Source organism: Streptomyces sp. NPDC043908 (assembly GCF_056435525.1).
The window spans coordinates 702,757-714,929 of record NZ_JBWKEI010000001.1 but is presented as its reverse complement, the minus strand read 5'-3'; the positions used below and the strand labels follow the sequence as shown (position 1 = coordinate 714,929).

Annotated in this window: 12 protein-coding genes; 4 read left to right on the top strand and 8 right to left on the bottom strand. The window is 73.2% G+C overall.

What is annotated here, in order from left to right; translation table 11 throughout:
* Positions 1 to 85 precede the first annotated feature (85 nt).
* Complete coding sequence (locus AC069K_RS03355) at positions 86 to 1,126, top strand: HAD-IIA family hydrolase (RefSeq protein ID WP_478611666.1); 1,041 nt, start codon at positions 86 to 88, stop codon at positions 1,124 to 1,126.
* Positions 1,127 to 1,264: 138 nt separating this feature from the next.
* Here AC069K_RS03355 and AC069K_RS03350 read toward each other — a convergent pair whose 3' ends face one another.
* The 7 genes from AC069K_RS03350 to AC069K_RS03320 are packed head-to-tail and all read right to left on the bottom strand — an operon-like array spanning position 1,265 to position 8,301.
* Positions 1,265 to 2,386: a hypothetical protein gene (locus AC069K_RS03350; protein ID WP_478611664.1), complete on the bottom strand. Its 1,122-nt coding sequence runs from the start codon at positions 2,384 to 2,386 to the stop codon at positions 1,265 to 1,267.
* A gap of 25 nt (positions 2,387 to 2,411) precedes the next feature.
* Complete coding sequence (locus tag AC069K_RS03345; protein ID WP_478611662.1) at positions 2,412 to 3,329, bottom strand: methyltransferase domain-containing protein; 918 nt, start codon at positions 3,327 to 3,329, stop codon at positions 2,412 to 2,414.
* 45 nt (positions 3,330 to 3,374) lie between these two features.
* A complete protein-coding gene (locus AC069K_RS03340; protein ID WP_478611660.1) occupies positions 3,375 to 4,355 on the bottom strand; it encodes an ornithine carbamoyltransferase in 981 nt (326 codons plus the stop codon).
* 36 nt (positions 4,356 to 4,391) lie between these two features.
* Positions 4,392 to 5,423 carry an ornithine cyclodeaminase family protein gene (locus AC069K_RS03335; RefSeq protein WP_478611658.1) on the bottom strand — a complete coding sequence of 344 codons (1,032 nt, stop codon included), beginning with the start codon at positions 5,421 to 5,423 and terminating at the stop codon, positions 4,392 to 4,394.
* Complete coding sequence (locus tag AC069K_RS03330) at positions 5,420 to 6,367, bottom strand: diiron oxygenase (RefSeq protein ID WP_478611656.1); 948 nt, start codon at positions 6,365 to 6,367, stop codon at positions 5,420 to 5,422. Before AC069K_RS03330 ends, AC069K_RS03335 begins: the two co-directional genes overlap by 4 nt.
* A complete protein-coding gene (locus tag AC069K_RS03325; protein ID WP_478611654.1) occupies positions 6,368 to 7,381 on the bottom strand; it encodes a pyridoxal-phosphate dependent enzyme in 1,014 nt (337 codons plus the stop codon).
* Positions 7,378 to 8,301, bottom strand: coding sequence for a polysaccharide deacetylase family protein (locus tag AC069K_RS03320; RefSeq protein WP_478612010.1), 924 nt, complete (start codon positions 8,299 to 8,301; stop codon positions 7,378 to 7,380). The genes AC069K_RS03325 and AC069K_RS03320 overlap by 4 nt, the downstream gene beginning before the upstream one ends.
* Positions 8,302 to 8,557: 256 nt before the next feature.
* Here AC069K_RS03320 and AC069K_RS03315 point away from each other — a divergent pair, with 256 nt between their 5' ends.
* The 3 genes from AC069K_RS03315 to thpD are packed head-to-tail and all read left to right on the top strand — an operon-like array spanning position 8,558 to position 11,315.
* Entirely contained in the window at positions 8,558 to 9,844 is a 1,287-nt protein-coding gene (locus AC069K_RS03315) for a M20 metallopeptidase family protein (RefSeq protein ID WP_478611652.1), read from the top strand.
* The gene (locus AC069K_RS03310; RefSeq protein WP_478611650.1) at positions 9,841 to 10,392 is read left to right on the top strand and encodes a GNAT family N-acetyltransferase; all 552 of its coding nucleotides are present in this window, start codon (positions 9,841 to 9,843) and stop codon (positions 10,390 to 10,392) included. The genes AC069K_RS03315 and AC069K_RS03310 overlap by 4 nt, the downstream gene beginning before the upstream one ends.
* Positions 10,389 to 11,315, top strand: coding sequence for an ectoine hydroxylase (gene thpD, locus AC069K_RS03305; RefSeq protein ID WP_478611648.1), 927 nt, complete (start codon positions 10,389 to 10,391; stop codon positions 11,313 to 11,315). Before AC069K_RS03310 ends, thpD begins: the two co-directional genes overlap by 4 nt.
* Positions 11,316 to 11,325: 10 nt before the next feature.
* Here the strand turns inward: thpD and AC069K_RS03300 are convergent, their stop codons facing one another.
* Positions 11,326 to 12,120 (bottom strand): MBL fold metallo-hydrolase, encoded by a 795-nt coding sequence (locus AC069K_RS03300; protein WP_478611647.1) that lies wholly within the window; start codon positions 12,118 to 12,120, stop codon positions 11,326 to 11,328.
* Positions 12,121 to 12,173: the final 53 nt, after the last annotated feature.

Here is a 12,173-nt window from a genome sequence, read left to right as displayed (position 1 = left end):
GAACAGGATCGGCCGGTGTCCGAATCGCCCCCTTGAGCCCGGCGGGACCCCTCCGCACACTGCACGGGTCGACAGAGGCGGACGTATGGACGCATCGGAGCAAGCGGGAAGTACGGCATCCAGTCCGACGGCCGGACTGCCGCTGCTGCGGCTGTACGACGCCGTACTGCTGGATCTCGACGGCGTGGTCCGCGTGGGCTCCCATCCCGTGCCGTATGCCGTGCCCGTGCTGCGCGGGCTGCGCGCGGCCGACCGACGCGGCGTCTACGTGACCAACAATGCCAACCTCTCCCCCGCCGGTGTGGCAGCGGCCCTGCGCCACCTCGGGCTGGTGGTCGACGACGACGAGGTGGTGACGTCGGCAGAGGCTGCCGCGCGCCTCGCGTCCGAGCGGTGCGGCCGTCACGCGCCGGTCCTCGTCATCGGCTCCCCGGCGCTGCGGACGGCGGTCGCCGCACACGGGCTGCGGCCCGTGACCTCCGCGCGGGACCGTCCCGCCGCCGTGGTCCAGGGGTTCGCACCGACGGTCTCCTGGCAGGAGCTGGCCGAGGCGGGTCACGCGGTGGCGCGGGGCGTGCCGTGGATCGTCACCAACACCGACCTGACCGTTCCCACTCCCCGGGGGGCCGTGCCCGGCAATGGTGCCCTGGTCGCCGTGGTGCAGGCCGCCACGGGAGCCGAGCCGGTCGTCGCGGGCAAGCCCTCACCCGCGTTGTTCCGGGAGGCCGCCCGGCGGGCCGAGGCCCACCGGCCCCTGATGGTCGGTGACAGCCTGGACACCGACGTCCAGGGCGCCCGCCGTGCCGGATACGACAGTCTCCTGGTCCTGACCGGCCGTACCCGCCCGGCCGACCTGTTCGTCGCACCGCCCCGCCTCCGGCCCACCCATCTGGGACGGGATCTGCGAGCGCTGTGCGCGCCGCCGCTCGTCGCCCACCCGCTGGGGCGGGGATGGCGGTGCCGGGGCTGGTACGCCCGGGTCGAGGACGGCGCCGTGCTGGTGGAGGGAAGCGGCGACGCCTGTGCCGGACTGTGGGCGGCCTGCACGGCCGCCTGGGCGGCGGCGCCCGAGCGGCCGGACCCGCTGCGGGCACTGGCAGTACTCGAAGGCGGATTCGGCCGCTGAACGCTCTACTGGCACGCGCCACGGAACGTGCCGTGCTGAGCCGTCGACGGTGTGCGGCATACGCGTCGCAGATCACGCGGTTCCGGAGCAACCCGTGTGTGGCGTACGGGACCGCGGCCCGGCTCCCCGGCTCCGGGCTCAGCCGCGCGGCCCGGAGCCGGTCCGGCCGAGCAGCCGCACCACCTCGGCTGTGGTGTAGCCGCGCTCGAAGTGTTCCGGAGCGGACAGCATCAGTGACACCAGCCGGTGCAGCGTCGAGGCGTACTCCTGCGTCGTGCCCTCCCAGCGCGTCGCGTCCAGCATCCACGGCGGTGTGTGCGGGGACAGCTCCGCCTTCCCCTCCCGCATCAAGGATTTGGACAGTTTGGCACCGGACGCGGACAGGACGACGGGCGTCAGGACGCGGGCCGGCGGACGGGCGCCCGGGAAACAGAGGTGTGCCTCGTCCAGCAGGCGGCAACCCGCCGCCCAGTCCGCGCCCTTGACGATGACGGGCAAGGCGGCCTCCCGGGCGGCCAGCCGCTCTTTGACGACGTTGCGGTGCAGCGTGGTGAGCCCCACGTACGCGTCCCCTCGCGGCCCTACTTCGGCCTCGTGGCGTCCGTGGTCGAGGCAGACGGCGGTGAACCGGGCACGGCTGCCGTCGAAAGCCAGGAGTTCGGTGTTCTCGCCGTGCTTTTGCAGCCAGCCGCAGCGCGGACACGGGAAGCAGATGGGCACGTGCCCGCTGGACGGGGCGAGGGTGAACCGCAGCCGGTCCCATTGAGCGAGGGAGTCCAGGAACTCCTCGCGGAAGGCGGGTGTCCGCTGCTGTCGCGTGTACGTCTCGACGGTGTACGGCACGCCGGTGATGGCGCTGAGCGCGTCGAAGAGACCGCTGTAGAACCGTTTCACCAGCTCCAGGATCCGGTCCGGACCGGCCGCGTGGTGGTAGGAGCGGGTGTAGAGGGTGCCGGTGCGCGGGCAGAGGCGGGTCTGGCAGGGGGCGTTGTCGAGCGCGCCGAAGCGGAGTTCGGCGTCGACGCCGAGCCGGTCACGGGCGGCCTCGGCCAGCAGGAAGGCCGCCGTCTGCAGGACGCCGGTGCCCAGATGCGGAGCTCCGTTGATCTGGACTCCCGCGTACAGGGCCACGTGTGTGGCCGCGTGCGCGCGCAGGTGGGGTCTGATGAAGTCCACGCTGTGTTCGACGGCACCCTCGGTGACGCTGACGGGAGAGACGGGCTCCGCGGGCTGCGGTGCCGCGGGAACGGACGAAGGCATGAGGCGGGCTCCCTGGGCGGCGGCATTACCAGTGGTGACGTGCGCTTGCTCGGGGCAGGTCCAGGACGCGTACGGGCCAGGGGCAGGGCGTCTCGCCCGGCGCGTCGAGGTTCTCCAGCCGGGTGGTCGTCGACCGCGCCGCGCTGTGCAGGAGGTCCATCAGCTCCTCGGCGCCGGCCGGGCGGCCTCCTCCCTCCGCCCGGCGGCAGGCCAGACCGACGATGAAGTAGGCGAGGGGGTCGGGTCCGCGGCGCCACAGGACGGCCTCCCCCGCTTCTTCCAGGGCCAGGACGCGCTCGGGATGGCGCCGGGTGAAGTCTCCGAGCGGCAACGGGCACAGGGTCACGGCGGCGATGCGGTACCCGGCCTCGGTGCATACGGCGACCGCGCGCCGGGGCGTGGAGTAACTGCCGAGGGTCAGGCCGAGGTCGGCGCCGAGGGCCCGGGCGTGCCCGGCGATCGGCCCGGCCCACTTCAGGCCGTCGGCCCCACCACTGATCGAGGGCCGGGCCCGGCCCGCGTCCGGGGGCAGCGGCACATAGGCGGGATTGCTGGTGACGACCAGGGGCCGGGGAAGCGGGCCGGGGGCTGTGGTCAGGAGCTGCGCCGCGCTCATCAGCGCGAAGTCACCCCGGGCGAAAGTGACTCTCCCGTCGCCGGGAGGGGAGGCGTAGCGGGTGTGGGCGTAGCGCAGGGTCTGCTCACCGGAGTCGATGCCGTGGACGCGGGCCGCGCCGGCCCGGGCCACGGCGGCCGCGGCGGCTCCGCTGCCCGACCCGAGGTCCAGCACGGTGCCTCCGCCGCCGGGCGGCAGCAGGTCCGTGGCGACCCACACGCCGGTCTCGGTGTCGGCCGGTTCGAAGAACACCTCCGGTTCCCCGGGCGGCTGGAGATCGTGTGGCGTCAGGTGGGTGTAGGCGGTGACCCGTGAGACGTACGGCATGGCGTGCCTCGCTCCTGGTGAACGGGTGGGAGTCCGGGGGTCGCGTCAGCGGGGCCGCAGCCCGATGGTGTGCTCCAACACGGCCATGGCGCTGGGAAGTTTCATCGCCGCCTGGGTCCAGGCCAGGGACCGGGGGCCGTCCAGCACCTCTGCGGCGACCTCGTCGCCGCGGTGCGCGGGCAGGTCGTGCAGGAAGACGGCGTTTGGATACCTGCGCAGCAGCGCGGCGCCGACGTGGAACGGTCGGAAGACCTCCCGCCAGGACGGGTCGGGTTTGCTGGTGCCGGTGGTCTGCCAGCGCGTGGTGTACACGACGTCGGCCTCGTCCGGCGCCTGCGCGAGGTCATGGATCTCGCCGATCCGCGCCCCGGTGGCCTCGGCGTTCTTGCGCGCCGCGGCCAGCGCTTGCTCGGGCAGGCCGTAGCCGGGCGGGGTGGCGAAGGTGACGTGCGCCGCGGGGATGGCCGCCAGGCCGTGGGCGAGGGCCGTGGCCGTGTTGTTCCCCTCCCCCACGTACAGCACCCTGATCCCGCTCAAGTCACCGAAGGCGAGGGTCAGTACGGCGAGGTCGCACACGCCCTGCGTGGGATGTTCCTCGGCCGCCATGGCGTTGACCACGCCGAGGCGGCCCGCACGGGACAGCTCACGCAGGTGTTCCAGCGGCCCGGCCGTGCGCGCCACCAGCAGGTCGAGCATGGTGGCGAGGACCCGGCCGGTGTCCGTCACCGATTCGCCCGTGTTCAGTTGGAGGTCGTCGGGCCCGTAGGACAGGGGTGAACCGCCGAGCCGGACGGCACCGCTGTGGAAGGCGGTGCGGGTCCGGGTGGAGGTGCGGGTGAACAGCACGCCGACGACGCTGCCCTCCAGCGGCCGGTCGTGTGCGTCACGGTCCCGGAACAGCTCGACCGATCGGGCCAGGAGACCGCTCAGCTGCTCAGGAGGGGACTCGGCCAGGGAGAACAGACCACGCTCCGGGCCGGAGGCAGGGACTCCGAGCAGGGAGTCCGGGCCGGTGATGTCACGCATGCGCGGTCCTGCCTTCCGTGTCTCAGTAAAGGCGTCTCAGTAAAGGCGCAGCCGTCGGCCCGACGCGCGCCGCACGGCGACCTCGTGGACGGCCGCGAGCAGAGCGACGTCCAGGACGGCCATGCCGAACGGGTTGCTGACGACGTGCCCGGCGCCGGGCCGCTTCGCCGCCACCTCGCCGGTGAGGACCTGGCCGAGCGTTCCGTCGAGGGCGCGTCCGCCCGCCGGTCCCGGCTCCCGGGCGGTGATCCTCCCTTCCCGCATCAGCGCGCCCAGGACGCGCCGCGGGTTGTCCCGGACCAGGCCGATGTCGTCGACGTACAGGGCCTGCGCCGTGAGCAGGGCGTCGGGCAGCAGGTCCGCGAGCGACACATGGGCGACGAAGGTGCCCGGACACAGCCAGGCCGCGGGCAGATAGCCCGTCCCGGTCGTGGTCGCCGTCACCACCACCGGGGAGGCCCGCACCGCCTCCCGCGCGGTGGCGTGGACCAGCGTGCGCAGCTCGGGCCGCTGCTGTGCGTTCCAGTGGGCGAGGGCACCGGCCCGCCGGGGATCCACGTCGTACATGTGCACCGTGCGCACCCGTGGAAAGGCCGCGCCGAGCAGCTCCAGATGCATACGGGCCAGGGTGCCGCAGCCGATGAGCGTCAGTTCCTGCCAGCCGGGCGGGCCCAGGTGGCGCAGGCTCACCATGGTGTACGCCGCGGTGCGGGCCGCGCTGAGCCAGCCGGCCTCGGCCAGTACGAGCGGGCGCGCGGTGTCGTGATCGAACAGGAGGCTGACGCCGGCTGCCCGTTCCCGGCCGAGCGCTGGGTTGCTGGTGGCGGCGTTGATCAGCTTCATCCCGCGCACGGGTGGGGCGCCGTCGCCCTCCAGCGCGCCGAGCATGGCCAGCGAACGGCAGGAGCCGCCGCGGTCGTTGGTCCAGGGCAGATGGCCCTCGGCGGGCAGGGTGCCCGCGCCCCGGGCGTGCCGGACCAGCGCGTCGGTCACGACCTGGCACACGTCGATGGCGGCCGCGCACTCCCGTACGGCCGTGCGGTCCAGGAAGAGCACGTCCTCGCTCACCCGACGCCCTCCTTCCCGTCGGTCAGCAGACCCGCCGCGTGGAAGGCGTCGCGGGCGCCCTCGACCGCGAGTACCCCTGTCTCCTCGAAGAGCCGTAGAGCGTGCCGCGCCGCCACGCGCGTCCCCCGTTGGTCCCCGGCCCGCCCATAGCAGTCCGCCACCACCTCCTCCACCTGCGCCGCGCCGAGACCCGCGATGCTGAGCATGGTCCGTACCGGGCGCAGGTCGGGCAGCAGGCTGGAGCGGATCAGCCGCGGCAGACAGCGGGCGATGCGCACCCGCTGGGCCGGGGAGTTCTGGGCCCACAACTCCCGGAAGAAGCCGGCGAAGAAGGCGTGGTGCCAGCCTTCGTCCCGGGCGTGGTCGCGTACGGTCTGCCGGACCACGCCGAGTACCCGCTCGTCCTTGGGCACCTCGCTGAGGATGGCGGTGACGAGCGTTTCGAAGACGACGACCTGGAGCAGTTGCGCGAGTACCGGCTGACCCGGCAGGGCCTCGGCGCCGATCGCGTCGAGGGCCGCCCGGAACGGTGTGAACACGTACGGCACCGGTTCGACACCGCAGGCGTCCGCGATCTGCCGGATGACGTCGAAGCTGTACAGCGCGTGATAGCCCTCGTCGCAGTAGATCCGGAAGGCGTCGAGCCTGGTGTCCGCGGTGATGTCGACGCCGCAGCCGCCCGTGGCGATGAGCTGGGTGGCACGGTTGACCACCTGCGTCTCGAAATGCGTCGTGAAGCCCAGATACTGGAACAGGTGCCGGGCGGCCAGCGCCTCCTGCGCCCGCGCGGGCAGCGCACGCACCAGGGGATGAGCACCGTAGGGGATGAGGGCGGGTGGAAAGTACAGCCGCCCGGCGCGCAGTTCGTCGCGCAGCAGCCGACGCGGATCCCTGCGCACGCCCGCCTTCGCGTACCAGTCCCGCTCGCCGCCGTCGGTGTTCACCTATCCCGCCTCCTCGCTCACCGCGCCGGCGGCCTCGCCGACGGCGAGGATGCGGACCCCTGGCTCCCCCGCGTGCCCGGTGAGGCCGTGCGTCCGGCGCCATGCGGCGGAGTACACCGTGTCGAGGTAGCGGTCCGCGCCGTCGGGGCACAGACAGGCGGCGCTGGTGCGCCGGGCGTCGGCCCGGAACAGACGCAGCGCCGCCGCCACCAGGGCGCCCGCACTGGCGCCGACACCGATCCCGGTGGTGTCGCGCAGCCACAGACAGCCCCTGACCGCCTCCGCCGGGCCGACGTGGACCGTGGGCCGGTGGCCGCCCGGGAGGAAGGCGGACGGACGGCTGGAGCCGATGCCGGACAGCAGGCGGGGTCCGACCCGCCCGCCCAGGGCCGCCGAGCCGACCGCGTCCACCCCGATCAGCTCCCAGTCGGCGCCGGACGTGGCCGCATACCGTCGGAAGCCGGCGAGAGTGCCGCCGGTGGACACCGCGACCAGGACGCTCATCCGCTCCCCGGACGTCTGCCGGTGCAGCTCGGGCGCCGTGCCGGCCTCGTGCGCACCCGGATTGGCCGGATTGGCGTACTGGTCGGGCCAGACCAGCCCGGGCCGGGCGCCGAGCAGGTCCCGCACCCGGGCGAGACGGTTCAGGAGATAGCCGCCGGCCCCGTCCGGGGCGTCCACGGTCACCACGCGGGCCCCCAGGGCGCGGATGTCGTACAGCAATGCCGCACTGGCACGCGGGTCCACCACCGCCGTGAACGGCACGCCGTGGGCGGCGGCCAGTGCGGCCAGCGCCAGACCGAGATTGCCGGACGTGGACTCCACCAGCCCCACACCCGGATCCACCCGGTCGGCGACGTCCCGCCACAGCGCCAGCGCCGTGCGTCCTTTGATGGACCCGTAGGGGTCGCAGCCCTCCAGCTTCAGCCACAGTCGCCGGGGTGTGCCGGCCACCTCGACGCCCAGCCGGAGCACCGGCGTCCACGCGGGCTCCTCCCCCGGTGGCCGGGTCATAAGGCCGTGCCGCCGGTCGCCTCCCGCCGCACGTACCCGGCGACCTGGGCATGTGTCGCGTACCAAACGTCACCACGGGCGGCGATGTGCTCCAGCAGTTCCTCCAGGACCACCATCCGGGAACGGTGCCCGATGACGTGCGGGTGCAGGGTGAGCTGGAAGAGACCGCCGTCCGCGTGGGCCGCGTCGAACTCGTCGCGCCACAACGGGATCAGCTGCCGGGGCGGGGTGTAGGGACGTACGGCCGTGTGGCGGTCCATGTTCAGATACGCGGCGTCGTCACGGATCCACTCCGGCGGGATCTCGACCACGCCCGTGGGCTCGCCGTACGCAAGGAGTTCGTACGGCTCGTCGTCCGCCATGAGGGAGGAGTCGTAGAGGAGCCCCAGCTCGCGGATGATGTCCAGGGTGTGCTCGGTGAAGTCCCAGGAGGGCGTGCGGATGCCCACGGGCCTGTGGCCGGTGACGCGTTCCAGGGTGTCCGCGCACCGGAAGGCCAGGTCCCGCTCGTGCTTGTACTCCAGCCCCATGGCGCGTTCATGGATCCAGCCGTGGACGGCGACCTCGTGCCCGGCGTCGACATAACCTCGGGCCTCGCCCGGACGCAGCAGGGCGCACACCGCCGGCATGAAGAACGTGGCCGGTACGGCGTGCCGCGCCAGCAGGCGCAGGATGCGGGGGACGCCGACGCGGGCGCCGTACTCCCCCTGCGACAGCTTCCCGGGCGTCACCTCGCCGTCCCGCAGCGGAATGGTCTCGTGGTCGGGGTCGAAGGAGAGCGCCACCGCGCAGCGCGCGCCCTCGGGCCAGGACGCGGGCTTGAGAGCGCGCCCGGCACGGACCCGTTCGACGTGCCGCCGCCATTCGGCCTCGCCCCATTCCCACGGGCGTTCAGGTCTCGCTCCCGCGGACGCGGACATCGTCATGGGTCGGTCCTCACCCTCGCTCGGGTTGGCGGGCTGACTCGGTCGAGCATCTCAGCGCGTCGGCCCCCGGTCAGCACAGGGAATCCGCCATCCTGTCCGCACGCGGTCGTGTCCTGATCCCGTCCGCCGCGGCGCACGGGGGCTGTCCAGCCCCGCCCGCGGTCCCTACGGTGAGACAGGACGGCCGCCTCCCTCGACGCCGCCGCGGGCCGGGCCGCCACAGGCCGGGCCCGGGAAGGAGAACGGCTGCATGACCCCTGCGCCTCGGGCTCCGCACGGTGCACAAGACGCCGCCCTCTCCCAGCAGTCCGCCGGGGCTCCCGCGGGCCCGCCCCTGCTCGACGCGGCTCGCCGGCTGGCCCCCGAAACCGTCGCCCTGCGCCGTGCGCTGCACCAGTGTCCGGAGGAGGGCCTCGACCTGCCGAACACACAGGGCCTGCTGCGCGACGCCCTCGGCGGACTCGGCCTGGACATCCGCGGCGGCCGCACGCTCACCTCCCTCACCGCGGTCCTCTCCGGGGCGGCCGACGGGCCGACGATCCTGCTGCGCGCCGACATGGACGCCCTGCCGGTGACCGAGGAGACCGGTCTGCCCTTCGCCTCACGGGCCCCCGGGCTGATGCACGCGTGCGGCCATGACGCCCACATGGCGATGCTCGTGGGCGCGGCACGGCTGCTCGCCGAACGCCGCGCACAGATCGCCGGGCGCGTGGTGTTCATGTTCCAGCCCGGTGAGGAGGGACATCACGGCGCCCGCCACATGATCGAGGAAGGTGTCCTCCAGGCGTCCGGACACACGGCCGACGCCGCCTTCGCCCTCCATGTCCACCCCCGACTGCCCGCGGGCGCACTGCGGTTGCGCCCCGGTCCGCAACTGGCCGCCTCCGACCGGTTCCGCGTCCTCGTCCGTGGCCGCGGCGGTCACGCCTCCGCGCCGCACACGACGTGCGACCCGGTACCGGTGGCGTGCGAGATCGTGCTGGCACTGCAGACGATGGTCACCCGCAGTCTGTCCGCGGACGATCGTGCCGTGCTCAGCGTGACGCGCCTCGCCGCCGGTACGGCGACCGGCGTCATCCCGGACACCGCGGAGCTGGGCGGCACTCTGCGCACCCTGTCCGAGCCCACCCGGACGATGTTGCACGAAAAGATCATCAGGGTGGCGCAGGGGGTGGCCGCGGCCCACGGAGCGCGAGCCGAGGCGGTCGTCGAGCCGGGCTATCCGGTCACGGTCAACGACCCCGGGTTCACCGACTTCGTCGTTCGCGCGGCTACGGGGGCGCTGGGGAGGAACGCGGTGGACGAACTGACGGCCCCGCAGATGACCGCGGAGGACTTCGCCTACGTCCTTCAGGCGGTTCCCGGCGCCCTGGCCTTCCTCGGTGTGTGCCCGCCAGGCCTGGAACCGCACGAGGCCCCCTCGCTGCACTCGCCCCGTATGGAAGTGGACGAGGACGCGATCGCCTCGGGCATCGCCTGCCACGCGGCCGTGGCACTCGCCTTCCTCGCAGGAGGCGCGACGGAGCCCACGCCATGACGGCCCCCGACATACGCACCGCCCTCCCCGGTGACCTCGACCAGGTGGAGGGCCTGTGGCTGGAGGGAAGCCGCTGGCTGGCCGGCCGCGGCCTCGACCAGTGGCAGTATCCGCCGCGCCGGTGGCGCATGGAGGAGGCGATCGGGGCGGGCGACTGCTACCTCGTCTTCCGCGACGGCAGGGCCGTCGCCACCCTCACCGTCCACGAGCGTGCCGACCTCGCATGGTGGAGCGAGGACGACCCCGCATCAGCGCTGTACGTCCATGACCTCGTGGTCAGCCGGGCGGCCGCCGGACAGGCGCTAGGCGCACACCTGCTGGACTGGGCAGGCGCCCTGGCCCACCGACGGGGCAAACCCTGGTTACGGCTGGAAGCGTGGAAGAGCAACCACCTGCTGCACCGCTACTACCTCGACCAGGGTTTCGCGCTCCTGCGGATCGTCGACCTGCCGCACCGCAACTCCGGGGCTCTCTTCCAACGAGCCGCCTCCCCTGCCGCGGCCCTGCGGCCGGTCCTGTCCCCCGAGGCAACGGAGAGCCGACGATGACGACCACCGTGCGCCCCTCCGACTCCGGGGACTTGTACCCGACCCGCACCCCGCACGCCATCGCCCCCTTTCCGCGCCGGCACCCCGTCGTCTGGAGCGCCGACGCCGAAGGCCCGCTGTCCTCCGCCCGGCTCAACGCCTATGAGCGCGACGGCTGCCTGCGCTTCGACGCGCTGCTGTCCGAGGAGGAGACAGCGGCCTGCCTGGAGGAGACCGGGCGTCTGAAAGCCGACCGCTCGCTGAACGCGTCGGGACGCGTGGTGCCGGAGCCCCACGGCGGCGGGATCCGCTCGGTGTTCGAGGTGCACGCGCTCAGCGATACGTTCGCCCGTATCGTCCAGTCCGCCGGGCTCGTCGGGATCGCACGCCAGATCCTGGGCTCGGAGGTGTACGTCCACCAGACCAGGGTGAACCTGAAGTCGGCGTTCACCGGCTCGGGCTTCGGCTGGCACTCGGACTTCGAGACCTGGCACTCCGAGGACGGCATGCCGGCGCCGCGCGCACTCAGCGTGTCCATCGCCCTGAGTGAGAACGCCCCGCACAACGGCCCCCTCATGATCATCCCTGGGGCACACCGCACCTTCGTCCCCTCCACGGGCCGGACGCCTCCCGACTACCACCACACCTCCCTTCAGGGAAGGGACCTCCCGGCCGGCCCGCCGGATCGCGCCGAGGTCGCGGCCCTGGCCCGCGACCTCGGCATCCGGCAGTTCACCGGCCCGGCGGGTTCGGCGGTCGTCTTCGACTCCAACAGCCTGCACGCGTCCGCCTCCAACGTCTCGCCCTTCCCGCGCACCAACCTCTTCGTCGTCTACAACAGCGTCGAGAATCCGATCGGCACCCCGTACGCGGCACCGCGCGCACGCCCCGCCTATCTGGCGAGCCGCACCTTCACCCCGCTCCCCCGCCCGTCCGTGAGGTGACGTACGGAGGTCAGCCGCGGACGCCGAAGTCGACGCGGTCGGCGAGACCGGCGGCGGCGAAGGCGGCGGCGAGCTCTTCGCGGCCTTCGGTGAAGTGGGCCCAGCTGTCGTAATGGACGGGGACCACGCGCCGGGCGTCGAGGATCCGCGCGGCCCGGGCGGCCTGGGCGCTGTCCAGGACGAGCACCTCGCCGTCGAATATCTGGGCGAAGCGGGGCGCCCCGGCGAAGAGCAGGGCGGTGTCCACCGGGGCGAAGCGTGCGGCGATCTCCCTGACGGCGTCGAGAGAGGCGTTGTCGCCACTGACGTAGACGGTGGGCAGGCCTTCCCCGGTCAGGACGAAGCCGACGACCTGGCCGGTGATCGGCTCGACCTCCTCGCGCGGGCCGGGGCCGTGGATGGCGGGCACGCCGGTCACGGTGACCGTGCCGGGTCCGCCGTCCCGGCGCTCCAGCTCGACCGACTGCCAGTCGGCGAGGCCGGTGGCAGTCACCCCCAGACGCTCGCCTCCGCCCGGGGTGGTGAGTGTCAGCGGGACGTCGGCGAGCAGGGCCCGGCCGGAGGTGTCGAGGTTGTCGGCGTGCTCGTCGTGGGAGAGCAGGACCACGTCTACGCGGCCGAGGTCGTCCGGGCTGCCGTCGGCCGCCGCCGTCTTGGTCAGCACGGTGGCCGGCGCCGGGTGGTCACCGGGGCCGTCGAAGGTCGGGTCGGTGAGAAAGCTCAGGCCGCCGTACTCGAAGAGGGCGGTCGGGCCGCCGAACACGCGGACGGGGAACGAGGCGGACTGCTGGGGCAGGGAAGACATCAGATGCGATCCTCACGGATAGACAGCACATTAACCGTGAGATGACTGTACGC